The sequence below is a fragment of the Pseudoalteromonas sp. 120-MNA-CIBAN-0494 genome, assembly GCF_040308885.1.
In the GTDB taxonomy this organism is placed as follows: Bacteria; Pseudomonadota; Gammaproteobacteria; order Enterobacterales; family Alteromonadaceae; genus Pseudoalteromonas; species Pseudoalteromonas nigrifaciens.
In genome coordinates, this window is sequence record NZ_JBEOOE010000002.1 from 75,346 (window position 1) to 92,106 (window position 16,761).

18 protein-coding genes are annotated in these 16,761 nt (G+C 40.8%); 9 read left to right on the forward strand and 9 right to left on the reverse strand.

All coding sequences use genetic code 11. The features are described from left to right. Window positions 1–11: 11 nt before the first annotated feature. On the reverse strand, window positions 12–497 hold the full coding sequence (locus AAEY55_RS02020; RefSeq protein ID WP_011329134.1) for a GNAT family N-acetyltransferase: 486 nt from the start codon (window positions 495–497) through the stop codon (window positions 12–14). A 91-nt stretch (window positions 498–588) separates the two neighbouring features. Between AAEY55_RS02020 and AAEY55_RS02025 the strand changes: the two genes are divergently transcribed. The 6 genes from AAEY55_RS02025 to AAEY55_RS02050 all read left to right on the forward strand — a co-directional run bounded on the left by AAEY55_RS02025 (window position 589) and on the right by AAEY55_RS02050 (window position 6,119). Continuing rightward, window positions 589–1,164: a glutathione peroxidase gene (locus AAEY55_RS02025; RefSeq protein WP_350549894.1), complete on the forward strand. Its 576-nt coding sequence runs from the start codon at window positions 589–591 to the stop codon at window positions 1,162–1,164. Between the two features lie 86 nt (window positions 1,165–1,250). After that, window positions 1,251–1,532, forward strand: a complete 282-nt coding sequence (locus AAEY55_RS02030; protein WP_011329136.1) for a peptidylprolyl isomerase — start codon at window positions 1,251–1,253, stop codon at window positions 1,530–1,532. A gap of 60 nt (window positions 1,533–1,592) precedes the next feature. Then, window positions 1,593–2,171 (forward strand): glutathione S-transferase family protein, encoded by a 579-nt coding sequence (locus tag AAEY55_RS02035; protein WP_011329137.1) that lies wholly within the window; start codon window positions 1,593–1,595, stop codon window positions 2,169–2,171. Window positions 2,172–2,188: 17 nt separating this feature from the next. After that, window positions 2,189–2,539, forward strand: coding sequence for a DUF2750 domain-containing protein (locus AAEY55_RS02040; RefSeq protein ID WP_011329138.1), 351 nt, complete (start codon window positions 2,189–2,191; stop codon window positions 2,537–2,539). 167 nt (window positions 2,540–2,706) lie between these two features. Then, the gene (locus AAEY55_RS02045) at window positions 2,707–3,387 is read left to right on the forward strand and encodes a hypothetical protein (protein ID WP_011329139.1); all 681 of its coding nucleotides are present in this window, start codon (window positions 2,707–2,709) and stop codon (window positions 3,385–3,387) included. Window positions 3,388–3,545: 158 nt separating this feature from the next. Beyond that, window positions 3,546–6,119: a M1 family metallopeptidase gene (locus AAEY55_RS02050; RefSeq protein WP_350549897.1), complete on the forward strand. Its 2,574-nt coding sequence runs from the start codon at window positions 3,546–3,548 to the stop codon at window positions 6,117–6,119. A 260-nt stretch (window positions 6,120–6,379) separates the two neighbouring features. Here AAEY55_RS02050 and AAEY55_RS02055 read toward each other — a convergent pair whose 3' ends face one another. Both AAEY55_RS02055 and AAEY55_RS02060 read right to left on the reverse strand, forming a co-directional pair. After that, window positions 6,380–6,745, reverse strand: coding sequence for a hypothetical protein (locus tag AAEY55_RS02055; RefSeq protein ID WP_011329141.1), 366 nt, complete (start codon window positions 6,743–6,745; stop codon window positions 6,380–6,382). Between the two features lie 74 nt (window positions 6,746–6,819). Then, window positions 6,820–7,698 (reverse strand): hypothetical protein, encoded by an 879-nt coding sequence (locus tag AAEY55_RS02060; RefSeq protein WP_011329142.1) that lies wholly within the window; start codon window positions 7,696–7,698, stop codon window positions 6,820–6,822. Window positions 7,699–7,814: 116 nt separating this feature from the next. Between AAEY55_RS02060 and AAEY55_RS02065 the strand changes: the two genes are divergently transcribed. The 3 genes from AAEY55_RS02065 (at window position 7,815) to yjjG (ending at window position 10,031) form a co-directional block, all read left to right on the forward strand. Continuing rightward, the gene (locus tag AAEY55_RS02065) at window positions 7,815–8,720 is read left to right on the forward strand and encodes a phosphoribulokinase (protein ID WP_011329143.1); all 906 of its coding nucleotides are present in this window, start codon (window positions 7,815–7,817) and stop codon (window positions 8,718–8,720) included. 76 nt (window positions 8,721–8,796) lie between these two features. Beyond that, window positions 8,797–9,342, forward strand: coding sequence for an inosine/xanthosine triphosphatase (gene yjjX, locus AAEY55_RS02070; RefSeq protein WP_089368725.1), 546 nt, complete (start codon window positions 8,797–8,799; stop codon window positions 9,340–9,342). A gap of 14 nt (window positions 9,343–9,356) precedes the next feature. Further along, complete coding sequence (gene yjjG, locus AAEY55_RS02075; RefSeq protein ID WP_350549901.1) at window positions 9,357–10,031, forward strand: pyrimidine 5'-nucleotidase; 675 nt, start codon at window positions 9,357–9,359, stop codon at window positions 10,029–10,031. An 84-nt stretch (window positions 10,032–10,115) separates the two neighbouring features. Here yjjG and lpxC read toward each other — a convergent pair whose 3' ends face one another. The 6 genes from lpxC to murC all read right to left on the reverse strand — a co-directional run bounded on the left by lpxC (window position 10,116) and on the right by murC (window position 16,739). Then, entirely contained in the window at window positions 10,116–11,027 is a 912-nt protein-coding gene (lpxC, locus tag AAEY55_RS02080; RefSeq protein WP_011329146.1) for a UDP-3-O-acyl-N-acetylglucosamine deacetylase, read from the reverse strand. Between the two features lie 103 nt (window positions 11,028–11,130). Then, complete coding sequence (gene ftsZ / locus AAEY55_RS02085; RefSeq protein WP_011329147.1) at window positions 11,131–12,381, reverse strand: cell division protein FtsZ; 1,251 nt, start codon at window positions 12,379–12,381, stop codon at window positions 11,131–11,133. 21 nt (window positions 12,382–12,402) lie between these two features. Next, window positions 12,403–13,635: a cell division protein FtsA gene (gene ftsA, locus AAEY55_RS02090; RefSeq protein ID WP_011329148.1), complete on the reverse strand. Its 1,233-nt coding sequence runs from the start codon at window positions 13,633–13,635 to the stop codon at window positions 12,403–12,405. Next, window positions 13,632–14,411, reverse strand: coding sequence for a cell division protein FtsQ/DivIB (locus AAEY55_RS02095; RefSeq protein WP_089368728.1), 780 nt, complete (start codon window positions 14,409–14,411; stop codon window positions 13,632–13,634). The genes ftsA and AAEY55_RS02095 overlap by 4 nt, the downstream gene beginning before the upstream one ends. A gap of 1 nt (window position 14,412) precedes the next feature. After that, window positions 14,413–15,333: a D-alanine--D-alanine ligase gene (locus AAEY55_RS02100; RefSeq protein ID WP_089368729.1), complete on the reverse strand. Its 921-nt coding sequence runs from the start codon at window positions 15,331–15,333 to the stop codon at window positions 14,413–14,415. Then, entirely contained in the window at window positions 15,330–16,739 is a 1,410-nt protein-coding gene (gene murC / locus AAEY55_RS02105; protein ID WP_225740939.1) for a UDP-N-acetylmuramate--L-alanine ligase, read from the reverse strand. Before murC ends, AAEY55_RS02100 begins: the two co-directional genes overlap by 4 nt. Window positions 16,740–16,761 lie beyond the last annotated feature (22 nt).

Here is a 16,761-nt window from a genome sequence, read left to right on the forward strand (position 1 = left end):
AATCGCTACGGTTATAAGTGCTTACCAAAAATAGTTAAGCTGTAAGGGTTATTATCCATAATGGCCACCTGTGGTAACTCGCCCCACACACTAAAATTAAAGTGTTTAAATAGTTTAATACTGGGTAAATTATGACTAAAAATGAACCCTAGCAGCACTTTAATATTAAGTTGCTTAGCTTGCGTTTGGGCAAACTCCATCAGTGTTTTACCTAAACCTTTGCCTTGTGCTTTAGCGGTAATATAAATACTTATTTCTACCGTGCCTTCGTAAGCTACGCGCCCATAAAACGGTTTATAACTAAGCCATGCTAACACTTGGTCATTTTCAGAATATACATAAATTGGCCGCTGAGAAGTGTGACTATCAAACCAAGCTTGCTTGTCGGTAACGCTTACCTCTTCGGTATCGGCGGTAACCATTCTGCTGGCAATGGTTTCGTTATAAATTGCGACTATAGTTTTTAAATCTTCTGGGCGTGCTAAACGGATTGTCATAAGGTCTAGATAAGGTTGATCAGTTGCGTTTATATTAGCGTATCATTGAGGCTATAAACAATATGTAACCTTTTAACTTTAGGCTTTAAAAATGATAAAAATAATATTATTAGCATTAATGGCGTTACTTGTACCCGCATTAGCTCAAGCGCAAAGCACAGCTGAGCAACCCATTAAAAAACAAAATAACTGCCAAGACTTTACTAACGTTACTTTGCGTAAACTACGCTCAAAAGAGTTTGTTAACTTATGCCAATTTGAAAACCAACCGCTGCTAATTGTTAATACAGCGAGTAACTGTGGCTTTACGCCGCAATTTGCAGGGCTTGAAGCGGTTTATAATAAATATAAAGATCAAGGCTTAGTGGTATTGGGATTTCCTTCTGATGATTTTTTTCAAGAAGAAAACAACGAGCAAGACACCGCCAAAGTCTGCTTTGTTAATTACGGGGTTACTTTCACTATGTTTGCCACCAGCGCAGTGCGCGGCAGCGATGCAAACCCTATTTTTAAACACTTAAATAGCCAAACCAGCTCACCTAATTGGAATTTTTATAAGTATTTAGTGTCTGCTGATCGTAAAACAATTACGCGCTTTAACAGTAAAGTAGCCCCCGAATCAGAAAAACTAACTGCAGCAATTGAAGCGACATTAGCTATTAACTAGGTTAAAACCGTTACAATTAGTTTAAACTAACTAAAATACACGTTATTATGATTAAAAAACAACCAGATTAATTATTAGGAGATTTTATGACAGTGGCAAGCGCAAGACATATATTAGTAGATAGTGAAGCACAGTGTTTAGATTTAAAAGAAAAAATTGAACAAGGTGAAGACTTTGCTGTGTTAGCAAAAGCACACTCTAACTGTCCTTCAGGTCAAGATGGCGGTGCTCTTGGTGAGTTTGGCCCAGGTATGATGGTGCCAGAGTTTGATAAAGTGGTGTTCTCTGCGCCAATTAATCAAGTACAAGGCCCAGTACAAACACAGTTTGGTTACCATTTACTTGAAGTAACCAGCCGTTCAGAGTAACTTATTCTGTACCGTAAATTTTGAAAAAAGCCGCTTATGCGGCTTTTTTATGGAGTAATTATGCAACTATTTGGTTCTGTTACCTCGCCTTATGTACGCCGTATTAGAATATGGGCGCTGGAAAATAACTGTGATTTAGAGTTTATTAATCTGGATATTTTTTCAGCGCAAGATCGCCCAACTATGGTGAGCAAAAACCCAGCACGCAAAATCCCTATTCTCGTAGATGGCAATTTAACCCTTAGTGATTCAAACTCAATACTGCGTTATTTACTTGAAAAAACAGCACAGCCAAAATTAACTTGGCCGCAAGAGCACTTACTTACCACTATTAATGCCTGTAATGACTCTTTAGTGGAAATGCTTTTATGCCAGCGCTCTGGTTTTGATACGCAAAGTGATGCGTTATTTTTTAATTTGCAAAATGAACGTATTGTTGAAACATTACACTTTTTAAATGATCATTTAACTGATGATGAATTTAAAGGCTGTGAATACCTCAACATCAGTTTATACTGCCTGCTTGATTGGATTTGCTTTCGTGAACTAACCGACATTAGTCAGCATTCAGCGCTTGTTGCTTTTTATGAGCAATATGGCCAACGCCAAGCAGCAATAAATACCAGTCCTAGTCATTAATTTAAAAAGGTAAACACATGAGCGATATCGAGATTGAATCAGAACTAGTCAACTTTGTTGAAAAAGTACGTATGAGCGAAGTAATTTGGGCACTAGGTGCAGAAGATAATGGCTTTGTAGTGTGTGATTCAAATCAATTTGACGAGACTGACGTATTACTACTTTGGGAAAGCGAAGCGGCTGCTAAAGCTCAGTGTAAAGACGAGTGGAAAGAGTACAGCCCAGTAGAAATTGGCCTTGATGAATTTTTAGATGAATGGGTTGAAGACCTAAACGAAGACAATGCTTTAGTTGGCCTTAACTGGAATGACGACCAAGTATGCGTAGAAATTGAACCAGTAGGTTTAGCACGCGCATTAAGTGAATAATTCACTATAGCTTAATTAATAAAGCATAAAAAAAGCCAACTGCATTCGTGCTAGTTGGCTTTTTTGTTTTAATTAATGAGGTATAAGTATTTATACCCAAAACATACTCGCATCTTGCTATGTTTTGGGTATAAAATGTATTTTGTCATTATTTTCAAGGTACACCGTTGAAAACCCATCTTGGTCGCCGTCCTTTTTCAGCTATGGAGCTGCACACACTTTACACTGGCTATATTTATGGCGATATGCGCGTGGTGCGTGAACAAGCAAAACATTGGCATTTTTGGTTGCCATTAATTGCTTACTATACGGGCGCTTATAGTGACGAAATAGGCTGTTTAACACTTGATGACTTAACTGTTGAGCAAAATATTTTATGTTTTAGTTTTCATACCCACGGAAAAATAAAACCGCGACTTATTCCTGTACATCAAGCGCTAATTAATGCTGGCTTTAACGACTATTTAGCATTTATAAAAAGCCAAAACCAACAGCGATTAATGTTCGACTTGCCAGCTAAAACCGGTCGCTACAGCGAAAAAGTTCGCATTTGGTTTAGCGGCGAAGGCGAGCGCGCTGGTTACTTACAAAAATGTGCAATTCCAAACATTGACCAACTCGGAATGAAAACCGCTATAAGTAGCCTGCGGCTTAACTTTGAGCAGCAAGTACGTATTTATGCACTGCAAGCCAACTCTAAAGACGCGTTTAATTATTTAATGGGCTTTAACGAATACCCACACCCAAATTATAGCAATGTAGCAGTGTTAAATAGCATAATTGGGCAAATTCGCGTTATTAACTCACAACTGCATTGGCAGCGCTTTATCAATCGCGATAGTCACTGACAAACTTTGTTACTCTTTACTCGTCCAAATCCGGGGTTATTCGATTACTCCATAAAAGAAAGCTGCTAGGATATCCGCATATAATACCGTTTCTATTGAAGTAGCGTGGTAACGCTGTCTGCTTTAGTCATTTATAACAATAATAAACTAGGGATACTATGTTTCTTAAAAGCCTCTTAACCGTAAGTGTTGCATTCGCGATGAACGCCGCAAATGCTAACGAATTCGTAATTGAAAAACTCGCAAAACCAAGCAGTCAATCAGTGTCGTTAACACTCGATCCAAGCCAAGATACCTTTACTGGAATGACTGAAATTATTTTAGAAGTACTCAAGCCAACTAACTACATAGAACTAAACGGCGTGGCTTACGCAACTAAAATGGCACAATTACTTGGCGAGCAAAATTGTGACTTAAACAGCGAAATGCTCAAAACCGGTAAAGTAAAATTTAGCTGTGATGAGCAAATTCAGCCGGGTAAATACACCTTAAAAATTGATTTTTCAGCGCCATATAATCGCCAAAGTGTTGGGCTATATAAAACATTAGATCAAGGTACACCTTACTTATTTACTCAGTTTGAAATGAGTGATGCGCGCCGTGCATTTCCGGTGTTTGACGAGCCAAGCTACAAAATTCCATTTCAGCTCACTATTACCGCGCCTACCTCACAAAAAGTATATGCCAATACACCTGAGCTTAAAACTACAGTAAATGGCGACATGACCACCCACTTTTTTGATAAAACACCGCCTATTCCTTCTTATTTAGTAGCAATGGCTGTGGGCCCTTTTGAAGAGCTTAATGTTGAAGGTATGTCGGTGCCAGGGCGCGTAATTACCCCACAAGGTAAAATTCATTTAGCCCAGTACGCAAAAGAAAACATGCCAAAAGTACTAGGCGCACTTGAGGCGTATTTTGGTATTCCTTATGTGTATCAAAAACTAGATTCGGTGGCTGTACCTGAATTTCCGTTTGGTGCCATGGAAAACTCAGGACTTGTAACCTACCGAGAAGATATTTTATTGGTTGATTTAGCTGCCGCTACGCGCAGTAAAAAACAACGCAATGTGTCTATTATTGCTCACGAACTTGCACACCAATGGTACGGTAACTTAGTAACGATGAAGTGGTGGAACGATTTATGGTTAAACGAAGCGTTTGCTAGTTGGATGGCGGCAAAAATTACCAAGCAACTAAACCCTGAATTTGAATCGCACCTAGATTTACCACAAAATAACGTTATGCCACTTGATGCACGTTTGAGTACTAAACCAATTCGTAAACCAATTAAAACCGAAGCCGATATTATGGATGGTTTAGGCCTTGCTTATAGCAAAGGTAGCTCGGTACTTGCTATGGTTGAAAACTGGATAGGTGAAGAGGCCTTTCAAAAAGGTATTCAAAATTACTTAAAAGAATTTTCCTATAAAAATGCCGAAGCTGCCGATTTATGGCAAGCACTTGGCAAAGCTTCTAATAAAGATGTAGCGAGTGTTTTAAAATCGTTTATTGAGCAATCTTCCTACCCACTGATTAAAGTAGCTCAGCAAGGTAGTAAAATAACTTTATCGCAAAGTCGCTTTGTAAATGCCGGTGTTGATGCGCCTGAGCAATTATGGAATGTGCCTGTTGCAATTAAATATGGCGCGGGCGATAAAGTAAAAACAGCGAACGTATTACTTAATAAACAAAGCCAAACGCTAGATTTAGATTTTGCACCCGAGTGGATTTATCCCGATCAAGGCGCATTGGGTTATTACCGCTGGGTGATGGACGATGCACAGTTTAGTGCGCTTATCGACAATGCTGCTGACAAGCTAGATGACCGCGAACGTTTAGCGTTATTATCTGCTACCGATGCACTACTTGATGCTGGTGTTATATCGGCCGCTAAGTTAATGCAAACGCTTGAAGTATTTATAAGCGACAGCCACCCTCGCGTTGCTAATACCGCGCTGGGCTATTTAGTATCGCAACAACGCACCTTTAAAGACGATAGCAATAAAGACTTATGGCCTAAATTTATTCGTGGGGCAGTAACCCCTGCGGCTAAAAAATACGGCTTAGAGGCAAAAGCAGGTGAAGATGGCGCTATTTCACAACTTCGAGCAGCGGTTGTATCGCGTTTAGGTTTTGATGGCGAAGATCAAAATGTGATCAATAAAGCAAAACAGCAAACTCAGGTTTATTTAAACGATCCACAAAAAGTAGACCCGTACTTAGCAGGTACTTATTTAACTTTAGCTGCTTTTAACGGCGATAAAGCGTTGCTTGATCAATTTATGGCAACCTTTAAAACCACCAAAGATCCACAAGTACGTACTAATATGCTCTCGGCTATGGGCTACTTTGCAAAACCTGCACTGCAAAAAGCAGTATTGGCTTACAGCTTAACAGATGAAGTAACCGCATCCGACATGCGCACTATTTTAGCAGGACAAAGCTATACTGATGAGCGCCAAGCGCTGTTTATTGACTGGGTTTACAGTAATTACGATAAAGTAACAGCAAGCTTACCGCCGTTTTTTATCCCTAACCTACCGTATTTTACAACTGCAAATTGTGATGCAAATAGCTTTGCCACAACACAAAGCTTCTTTAATACTAAGTTAGCTGAAATACCAGGTTACGCTCGTACTTTAAGTAAACTAGAAGAAAGTACTAATGATTGTATTGCACTGAAAAATCGTGAGCTTGAATCGGTTAATAACTTCTTAAAAGGTAAGTAGCTAGATTAAGGTTCTAGGTTTTATTTTAGAGCCTAGAGCTGATAACAAAACCAAGCTTCGTAGCTAATAATTTACTGCGAGCTTGGTTTGTTTTTTACTAATACCTAGCATTTTGCGCTGTGGTGTTAAATTTACCAGGCTTTAAAAAAGCGCGGCATACTGCCTTGCCTACTTATAACCTAAACCCAGCTTGGCCGATATTTTGTTAAATCTGAAGCCTGAAGTCTGAAGTCTGAAAGCTGATTTATAAACCTTTACTATTACCCGCCTAAAATCATCGTTAGTTTAGCAATAAAATCTTTTGCTGCTTGCTCAGAGTTTATTTTAAACGCGACACCATAATGAATCGGCTGTGCACTTTTATAAATGCGCGTAGGAAAACGCGTCATTTCGCTACTATGAAAATAGCCCTGAGTACGCACTACCCCATCAATATCGGTAAAATCATCACTAAACACTTCAAATGCTGGGCGAATTATAATTTTACCTTTGCCGCCTTCACTGTGCGTGTAAAACGCTTCTTTTGAATTAACTAACATGTATTCGGCAATATTCTTTATTTTAAAATTACTTCTACACTCTAATTTAATTAGCTGCTCAGTAAGCTCGTCTGCACTATAAGCCACGTTGTAATCCCTATTAGTTAAATTTGCGCATAACCTTAACGCATACGCATTATAAAGTCTGAAATTTATTTAAATTAGTCCTCAGCTACATCACAAACAAAAGCAAGTTTGTCGTTGTTATAACTCATACGGGTAATATTGGTATGGCAATAGGGTGTTAAATCCAGCCATTGCGATACAGTGTTATTGCCACTAAGGTTACGTTGGTAAACACGGTTGTTAAGCGCATAAGCCAGCGTACTGTCGTCTTTTAAGATAAAGTCTTGTACTTGTAGCGGCAATCTAAGTAAGTTTTCTACCTGCTTAGTTTGTGGGTTAAAACGCGCTACAATATGTTGCTCATTTTGGGTGTAACTAAATATAAACTGCGCCATTGTATGATTGTAAATAAGCGTACGACCAATGTTTTTTGCCACAACTTGCCCTTTTGCCGCTGCAACCAAGCTATATTGTAATGTATGTGGCTCACCTAAAATAAACATTACTAAATCGTTATTTATACCCCATGCGTGATATCCCACTGGCTCTATCCAGTCAAAAATACGACTTGCTGCAACTTCGCTATCAAGCGGATATTGCCATAGCTTTTGCTTGCCATTGGCCTCTACCACAATTGCCGATAAGCTTTGTTTATTTGGCATTACGGTAGGTGAGTATTCGCTTACTGGCGTATTGGTTATATTAATAATTTGTTTTGTTGCAAAGTCGTAGTAAGCAATATCGGTTTGGCTTTGCTCAACACTTAATACTTCATGGGTAAAGTAAACACCATTATTGTGTATATGAGGCTGATTATTATAACTATCACTGTCGCTCACAATAGTGACTTGCAGGCCATAAGGAGTATTTAAATCGGCTAATAATACTTGGCTTTTGGGCATACTTGCCTGTGCTACTGAGAGCGTTAAAGCGCTTATTGAAAACAACCCTAGTAGTGGTTTTAAAAATTTCATGCTCTATCTCGTTTTATTTTTAAGCACCCCATGATAACGTTATTTGCTGATTACGTCACTTGACCTAGACCAGCAACATCTTTATAACTAACCGGGTCTTATAAAAGAGAATTAATATGTCAGCTAAACATCCTATTATTGCAATAACCGGCTCTTCAGGTGCGGGGACAACTACCACCACGAATGCAATTAAACATATTTTTCGTAGCCTTAACATTAGTGCGGCTTTTATCGAAGGGGATAGCTTTCATCGTTACACTCGCCCTGAAATGGAAAAAAAAGTACGTGACGCGCAACAAGAAGGCAAACATATTAGCTACTTTGGCCGCGAAGCCAACGACTTTGGTTTACTAGAAACCCTATTTGATAGCTACGGTGAAACCGGCCAAGGTAAACTGCGTCGTTATTTACATACCTTTGACGAAGCGGTGCCTTACAACCAATTGCCCGGCACATTTACTCCGTGGCAAAACCTAGAGCAAAATACCGATTTATTATTTTACGAAGGATTGCATGGCGCTGTTGTAGATCAAGAGCACAATGTGGATGTAGCAAAACATGTAGATTTACTTATTGGTATGGTGCCCATTATCAACCTTGAGTGGATCCAAAAGCTGATCCGCGACACCTCTGATCGTGGTCACTCACGCGAAGCGGTAATGGGATCTATAGTGCGCAGTATGGACGATTATATTAACCATATTACTCCACAATTTTCACGCACCCATATTAACTTTCAACGAGTCCCTACCGTAGATACCTCTAACCCGTTCAGCGCAAAAGACATTCCATCACTCGATGAAAGCTTTGTGGTGATCCGCTTTAGGGGCATTGAAGATGTCGATTTTCCGTACTATTTACAGATGATCCAAGGTAGCTTTATGTCGCGTATTAATACCTTGGTAGTGCCTGGCGGTAAAATGGGCTTGGCAATGGAGTTGGTACTTACCCCACTCATTAAAGATATTATTTTAAAAAAACGAGCATTAGAAAACCTAGCACCACTGGATTTACCTATTTGATATTGGATAACCCACTGCCCTTTTTTGTTAAAGCCAACTCACGTACACTGCTGATTTTGCTTAAAGTGAGATCAGCATGTCGCAACCATTAAAAGTTATTGTGGGCTCTAAAAACCCAGTAAAAATAAATGCTGCTAAGTGCATTTTTAGCATATATTTTCCAGAGCGTGACATTGACTGCCAAGGTGTAAATGCTCCCTCGGGTGTGCCTGATCAACCTATTGGTGAAGAGCAAACTCGCATTGGCGCACAAAACCGAGTGAATTACTGCAAAGAGCACTACCAAGCCCACTATTATGTGGCCATGGAAGGCGGTGCAGAGCAATTTAGTTACGGTGCCGCAACCTTTGCCTATGTAGTTATCGATAACGCGGTAAATCAAGTTGTAGGACGCAGTAGCAACCTACCTTTGCCGCAAATACTGTATAACGCATTACTTAATGGTGCAGAGCTTGGCGATGTTATGGATAAGACTTTTAATACCACCAATATAAAGCAGCAAGGCGGCGCTATTGGTTTACTCACTAATAACCACGCCACCCGCGAAAGTACCTATACTCAGGCACTTACTTTGGCCATGGCACCTTTTTTACATTCAGCGCTTTATTGCCAAACAAATTAATTTTAGGAAGTTTAATGAAATACAGTTACGTGCTGTTTGATGCAGACGAAACCTTGTTTAGATTTGATATTTTAGCGGGCATGACTCGCATGTTTAAAACATATAACGTAGATTTTAGCCAAGCCGACTATCTTCATTATCAAAAAACCAATAAGCAACTATGGGTTGATTACCAAAATGGCGACATTAGTGCCGACTACTTGCAGGTTACTCGCTTTAGCGAATGGGCTACTAAACTAAATGTGCCAGCAAAAGAGCTTAATGATGCATTTTTAGATGCTATGGCAGAAATATGCGAGCCGCTACCCGGTGCCATAGAGCTGTTAAATAAACTTAAGCCCCACGCTAAGTTAGGTATTATTACTAATGGTTTTGCACGTTTACAAACCGTGCGCCTTGAGCATACTGGTTTAAAAGATATGTTTGAATGGTTAGTCATTTCTGAATTAGTGGGCATAGCTAAGCCTAATAAAGCTATTTTTGACCATACCTTTGAATTAATGGGTAACCCAGATAAAAGCCAAATATTAATGGTTGGCGATACTGCCACAAGCGATATTTTAGGCGGTAATAATGCGGGGATTGATACCTGCTGGTTACAACACTCAAACGAGCAGTTGCCCGAGGGTATAAAGCCTACCTATACCGTTACTCATTTGAAGCAGTTACAAAGTATTTTAGAGCTGTAGGTAGCTACGCACTTAAAGTATTTTCAATAGGCAAAAAAAATGACGCTAATTAGCGTCATTTTTTATAACTGTGTGAGCAATAAATTAGGCTGGCGCTAATTCAAGGCCGGGTGCAGGCATCGTTACAGGCGTTTCAAAGGTTGCCCACTCCCATGCTGACTCAGTAGCCATTAATTTACGTAGTAATTTATTATTTAAATCGTGACCCGATTTAAATGCAGTTACTTTACCTAAAATGTTATGACCTGTCATAAACATGTCACCAACACAGTCTAATATCTTATGCTTAACAAACTCATCGCTGTAGCGTAAACCGTTTGGATTTAACACTTTAAACTCATCAAGTACTACTGCGCTATCCATGCTGCCACCTAATGCTAGGTTGTTAGCATGCATATATTCAATGTCTTTCATAAAACCAAAAGTACGTGCACGGCTAATTTCTTCAATAAAGCTTTTCGTCGTAATATCTAAACCAATACGTTGGCGACTTTCATTGATAGCTGGGTGATCAAAGGCAATTTCAAAGTCGATATGAAAACCGTCATACGGTTCTAACTCGGCCCATTTATCGCCTTCTTCAATACGTACTTTTTCTTTAATACGAATAAAGCGTTTTGCTGCATTTTGCTCTTCAATACCGCCTTTTTGTAACAAATAAATGAATGGTAATGCACTACCATCCATTATTGGCACTTCTGAGCTATCTAATTCTACAATTAGATTATCAATACCCATTGCAGCAACAGCGGCAATAAGGTGCTCAGTAGTTGATAAGCGAACACCATCTTTGTTAATTAAACAGGTACATAATTGCGTATCACCAACGGCTTCAGGTGTTGTTTCAAAATCAACAACCGGATCAAGGTCGACACGACGAAATACAATCCCAGTATTTGCGCTCGCAGGTCGGAGAGTTATTGTGACCTTCTCACCTTTATGAAGTCCAATTCCTATGGCTTTGACTACTTGTGCAATCGTTCGCTGTTTAATCATAGGTTCGCTCACTTAAATTCAGTTACAGTTAGACGGCGGATACTAACATAAATACGCCGCAATTGCAATATTCGTTCACATTTCAAACGAAATACTGTTTATATTAATCAGCTTGTTTACGTAAAAAAGCAGGAATATCAAAATAATCTCCGCCTTCTGACTTATCTGATTTTTTGTTACTTGGCGCTGCAGCACTCGTTGTGCTTTTGTTAGCACTAGATGAAGTTGTTTTTTCGTCACTTTCAACTTGCGTCTTTGCTGTGTTTTCTTCAGCGCTTGTGCCTTGGCTTGCAAAGCTTGGTACGTACATGCTGCTACTTTGGTTTGAAGTGCTGGCTACATCAGAACCTGATGCTTTTTTAAAGCCATTATCAACAATGCCAAACTGCGGACGACGATCGCCACCTAAGCCAGTTGCAACTACAGTTACACGTAATTCATCGGTCATTTCAGGGTCAATTACTGCACCTACAACCACAGTAGCATTTTCTGATGCCAATGCTTTTACGTGGTTACCAACAATCTCAAATTCTTCAATCGCAATGTCCATACCCGCAGTAATATTAACCAAGATACCTTTAGCACCTGTTAAATCTACGTCTTCAAGTAATGGGCTTGAGATAGCCGCTTCTGCTGCTTCTTGTGCACGATCAGGACCTGATGCAGACGCAGTACCCATCATTGCAGGACCCATTGCTGACATTACTGTACGTACGTCGGCGAAATCCACGTTGATCAGACCAGAGCGAGTAATTAACTCTGCAATACCCTGAACCGCACCAAATAATACGTCGTTAGCTTTAGCGAACGCATCTAAAAGTGTAGTCCCTTTTCCTAAAACTTTAAGCAGTTTATTGTTTGGAATTGTAATAAGTGAATCTACAATTTCTGACAATTCATTAATGCCTTGTTCAGCAGCTGCAGCTCGCTTTTTACCTTCAAAGTCAAAAGGACGTGTAACTACTGCTACGGTTAAAATACCAAGCTCTTTTGCAATTTTTGCCACTACAGGCGCTGCACCAGTACCAGTACCGCCGCCCATACCTGCTGCAATAAATACCATGTCGGCACCTTCAAGGCTGGCACGAATTGTATCAGCATCTTCTTCTGCTGATTGACGACCTATTTCAGGGTTTGCACCGGCTCCTAACCCAGAGGTTATTTGCGTGCCTAATTGTACAGTAACGTGCGCTGCTGAGTTACGTAATGCTTGTGCGTCTGTATTAGCAGCAATAAAGCATACGCCTTCAATTTGCTGTTTTACCATGTGCTCAACAGCGTTACCGCCGCCGCCGCCCACGCCAATTACTTTTATTACAGCTTCTTCGCTATGTTGTTCCATCATATCAAACATGTTTACTCTCCGACTTGAGTACTAAAACTCGCCTTGGAACCACTTAGTAATGCGGCTCCATAAATTATTATTCCCTTCTGCTTTCAACTTTTGTGCATTCATTGATTGCATGGTACGCCCGTATTGTAACAAACCAACAGCGGTTGCGTACGAAGGATCGTCCACATAGTCTGTCAAACCAACTATCCCAATTGGTTTGCCTATTCTTACCGGCATTTGGAAAATATCTTCTGCTACTTCCATTGCGCCGGCCATTTTAGCAGTTCCGCCTGTGATAACGAGACCTGCTGCAATTTGGTCTTCTAACCCTGAGCGACGAATTTCTTCCATCGCTAATTCAAATAATTCTCTAAATCTTGGCTCTACCACTTCCGATAATGTATGACGTGACATTAATCTAGCTGGGCGTCCGCCTACACTCGGTACTTCTATGGTGTCTTCATTACTGGCCATTTGGCTACTAGCACAGGCGTATTGTACTTTGAGTGCCTCTGCATGTGATATAGGTGTGCGAAATATTTTTGCTATATCGCCAGTTACTTGGTTACCCGCCACCGGAATAACCGCTGAGTGACGCAGTGCACCATTAATGTATATAGTGATATCCATAGTGCCACCACCAATATCAAGTACTGCTACTCCCAGCTCTTTTTCATCATCGGTCAGTACCGAGTAACATGAGGCAAGTGCAGTAAAAATAAGCTGGTCAACTTCAAGCCCACAACGCTGTACACATTTTTCGATATTTTTTGCCATATCGTTTGAGCACGTAATAATGTGAGCACGTGCTTCCATACGTACGCCGCTCATACCGAGTGGGTTTTTAATCCCCTCTTGCATGTCGATACTGTATTCTTGTGGTAACGCATGTAGCATTTTACGCTCTGCTGAAATAGGCACTGAGCGGGCAATATGAATCACATTTTCAATGTCTTCATCGGTTACTTCGGTGTTGTTAATTGCTACTACACCGCTTTCGTTTTGGCATTGTATATGCTTGCCAGAGATACCAAGGTACACTGAGCTAATACGACAATCAGCCATCAATTCGGCTTCGTCTATGGCTCGGCGAATAGACTCAGATACTAAGTTTAAATCGTTTACGCCGCCTTTATCCATACCTCGGGATATCTGCGTGCCTACACCAACAATACTGAGTTTGTTGTCTGCGGTGATTTCACCTACCGTTGCAATCACTTTTGAGGTGCCAACGTCTAATCCAATCACTAGGTTTCTTTCTGCTGACTTAGTCATGCCTTACTCTTATTTTGTAATTGTTCTTCTTGCAATGGCTTAAAGCTGACTGCAAGGCCAGTATCGTAGCGTAAATCGATTGCATCTATTTGAGCATCTGCACGCTTTTCCATGCGTGGATAAACGTCTATAAAACGCTGTACACGCTTAGCTTTATCTTTGCGCCCTAAATTTAAGCGCACTCCATTATCTAGCCACAACTGCCATGAGAAACGCTCCGATAACGCTAAACTTTTTAACGTTAATGCGTTTACTTTTAGCATTTCGTCAAATTGCTGAAACGCAATCCATGCTTCTTGCTCACTGCCCTCTGGGCCATATAGTTGAGGTAAGTTTTTACTTAACTTATTACTTTTAGCTTCAAATGCATCGCCGTTTTGATTAAGTAACAAGTCACTATTCCAATGCGCAACAGCGCGGTGCTCAACTACATAAACTTGCAGTGTGTCGGGCCATTGTTTACGCACCGATACACTTGCCACCCAAGGTAAATCTTGTACCAATTGCTGTACATGCTTTACATTAAGGTCAAAAAAGCTAGTTAAATCTGCTTTTTTAATCGCCCTAATAATAGCGATTTCGTCGGTATATTTAGGATTACCCTGCACCATTAAGTGTTTAATTTGGGCATCTTTATTTTCTACCAACCAATCCGATACACCTGTAGTAATTTGCACTAAGCCGATTACCACAGCTAGAAAAAAACTCACCCCAAAAATTAGCGACCAGTTAAGTTGCTGTTTGATTTGTAGCGTTTTTTCTAAAAGGGGATGCATATTAAAGTGTTTGCTCCAAAATGCGAACAACTAATTGCTCAAAACTTGCACCATGTGCTTTTGCCGCCATAGGTACAAGCGACTTTTCGGTCATACCGGGTACTGTATTTACTTCTAATAAGTAAAAATCACCTTGCTGATCTTGCATTGCATCTACGCGTCCCCAGCCGCTAGCACCTACTAAATCAAATGCATCGAGTGCCATTGCTTGTAAGTGCTCGGTATCTGCAGGCGATAAATCTGCCGGGCAATGATACTGCGTGGTGGTTGCTTGATATTTAGCTTGGTAATCATAAAAACCATTGGGGGTTGTCATTTCGATTACTGGCAACACTTCATCGCCTAATACCGTTATGGTAAATTCGCGGCCACTGATCCACTGTTCAACTAGCACTTGGCTATCAAACTTAAACGCATTACTCAGTGCATCTTCAAGCTCTTGTGGCGTGCTTGCTTGTGCCATACCAATACTTGAGCCTTCGTGTGACGGCTTTACCATCACTTTTTTAAATTGCTGCATTATTGCCGCTGCATCAAAGCCTTTTTTGGCATCAACCACGGTATAAGGAGCGGTACTTAACCCTGCCGATTTAAATAAATGCTTACAACGCACTTTATCCATAGCCAGCGCTGAGCCTAGTACGTTACTGCCAGTATACGGCAGGTTCATAAATTCAAGCGCACCTTGCACTGTACCGTCTTCGCCACCACGACCATGCAGTGCAATGAACACTCTATCAATTGCTAACTCATTTAGCTCCCATAACGGGCGCTCTTTTGGGTCAAAGGCAATGGCGTTTATGCCATGATTTTGCAATGCATTTAATACCGCTTGTCCTGATCTTAATGACACTTCACGCTCTGCTGAGTTACCCCCTAACAGCACCGCTACTTTACCAAACTGCGTATTTAACTGTGTCATACTTCACCTTGTTTAAGTTTTTCTATCGACATACCCGTAGCGGCTAAGGTTTTTACTAATTGCCCTATGTTGCCAGCTCCTTGGGTTAATACTAAATCGTTATTTTGTAAGCAATCGGCTAATACGCTTGCCAGCTCTGCGCTATTAGCTACGTGGCGGGGCTCTTTACCGCGCTGGCGTAAACTACGGCATAAGCTTTTACTATCTGCGCCTACAATTGGCTCTTCGCCAGCACTGTATACATCGAGTAATAACAACTGATCAACCTCGGCTAATACCTTTACAAAATCTTCGTACAAGTCGCGAGTACGAGTAAAGCGATGAGGTTGATACACCATAACTAAACGCTTATCTGGCCAGCCTTCACGAGCAGCGGTAATAGTGGCGGCCACTTCTGACGGATGATGCCCATAATCGTCAACTAACATTACGCTACCACGTTCGTTTTCAAATTCACCGTAGTGCTGAAAACGTCGGCCAATACCTTCAAATTTTTGCAATGCTTCTAAAATAGCGAAATTAGCAATATTTTGATCTTTTGCTACCGCTATAGCTGCAGTGGCATTAAGTGCATTATGCTTGCCTGGCATATTTAGCGTTGCGGTTAAGCTCTCGCCTTGTTTATTGGTTACCGTAAACTTGCACGTGTTTGCCGACTGGCTAAAGTCGCTCATGCGATAATCCGCATCGCTCGACTCACCATAAGTAATCACTGGGCGACCAAAACGCGGTATAAGCTCGCTCGCGACTTCAGAGTCAATACACACTACAGCTAAGCCATAAAACGGCAGGTTATGAATAAAGTCCACATAAGTGTCTTTCATTTTTTCTAGGCTGCCGCCATAGGTTTCCATGTGATCTTCTTCAATATTAGTGATCACCGATACCATTGGCTGTAAGTGTAAAAATGAGGCATCGCTTTCATCCGCTTCGGCGATTAAAAAGTCGCTTTTACCTACTTTTGCATTGCTGCCGGCACTATTTAACAAGCCACCAATTATAAATGTTGGATCAAGGCCAGCTTGTGCATAAATACTGGCAATTAAACTGGTTGTTGTAGTTTTACCGTGTGTACCCGCAATAGCTATACCGTGGCGAAAGCGCATTAGCTCAGCGAGCATTTCGGCGCGGCGTACCACAGGTACTCTTGCGGCCTTTGCGGCTATAATTTCTGGATTTGTTTCATCAATAGCACTGGAAACAACCACTACATTGGCATCTTTTACGTTATTTTCGTGATGCCCAATAAACACCTCTGCACCGGCTTTAATTAACCTGTCTGTCATAGCGCTGTGCGCAATGTCTGAACCGGTAATCCTATAACCTTCAAACGCGAGTACTTCGGCAATGCCGCCCATGCCTGCGCCGCCAATACCAACAAAGTGGATGGTTTCAATGCGACGCATTGCTGGTCGTGTATATTGCTCT

Excerpts from the sequence above, each read along its gene's own strand:
- yjjX (WP_089368725.1), top strand. The coding sequence starts at position 8,797 with ATGTCGCAACCATTAAAAGTTATTGTGGGCTCTAAAAACCCAGTAAAA.
- ftsZ (WP_011329147.1), bottom strand. The coding sequence starts at position 12,381 with ATGTTTGATATGATGGAACAACATAGCGAAGAAGCTGTAATAAAAGTA.
- AAEY55_RS02065 (WP_011329143.1), top strand. The coding sequence starts at position 7,815 with ATGTCAGCTAAACATCCTATTATTGCAATAACCGGCTCTTCAGGTGCG.
- AAEY55_RS02030 (WP_011329136.1), top strand. The coding sequence starts at position 1,251 with ATGACAGTGGCAAGCGCAAGACATATATTAGTAGATAGTGAAGCACAG.
- lpxC (WP_011329146.1), bottom strand. The coding sequence starts at position 11,027 with ATGATTAAACAGCGAACGATTGCACAAGTAGTCAAAGCCATAGGAATT.
- AAEY55_RS02100 (WP_089368729.1), bottom strand. The coding sequence starts at position 15,333 with ATGACACAGTTAAATACGCAGTTTGGTAAAGTAGCGGTGCTGTTAGGG.
- AAEY55_RS02025 (WP_350549894.1), top strand. The coding sequence starts at position 589 with ATGATAAAAATAATATTATTAGCATTAATGGCGTTACTTGTACCCGCA.
- ftsA (WP_011329148.1), bottom strand. The coding sequence starts at position 13,635 with ATGACTAAGTCAGCAGAAAGAAACCTAGTGATTGGATTAGACGTTGGC.
- AAEY55_RS02060 (WP_011329142.1), bottom strand. The coding sequence starts at position 7,698 with ATGAAATTTTTAAAACCACTACTAGGGTTGTTTTCAATAAGCGCTTTA.
- AAEY55_RS02020 (WP_011329134.1), bottom strand. The coding sequence starts at position 497 with ATGACAATCCGTTTAGCACGCCCAGAAGATTTAAAAACTATAGTCGCA.
- AAEY55_RS02035 (WP_011329137.1), top strand. The coding sequence starts at position 1,593 with ATGCAACTATTTGGTTCTGTTACCTCGCCTTATGTACGCCGTATTAGA.
- yjjG (WP_350549901.1), top strand. The coding sequence starts at position 9,357 with ATGAAATACAGTTACGTGCTGTTTGATGCAGACGAAACCTTGTTTAGA.
- AAEY55_RS02040 (WP_011329138.1), top strand. The coding sequence starts at position 2,189 with ATGAGCGATATCGAGATTGAATCAGAACTAGTCAACTTTGTTGAAAAA.
- AAEY55_RS02095 (WP_089368728.1), bottom strand. The coding sequence starts at position 14,411 with ATGCATCCCCTTTTAGAAAAAACGCTACAAATCAAACAGCAACTTAAC.
- AAEY55_RS02050 (WP_350549897.1), top strand. The coding sequence starts at position 3,546 with ATGTTTCTTAAAAGCCTCTTAACCGTAAGTGTTGCATTCGCGATGAAC.
- murC (WP_225740939.1), bottom strand. The coding sequence starts at position 16,739 with ATGCGTCGCATTGAAACCATCCACTTTGTTGGTATTGGCGGCGCAGGC.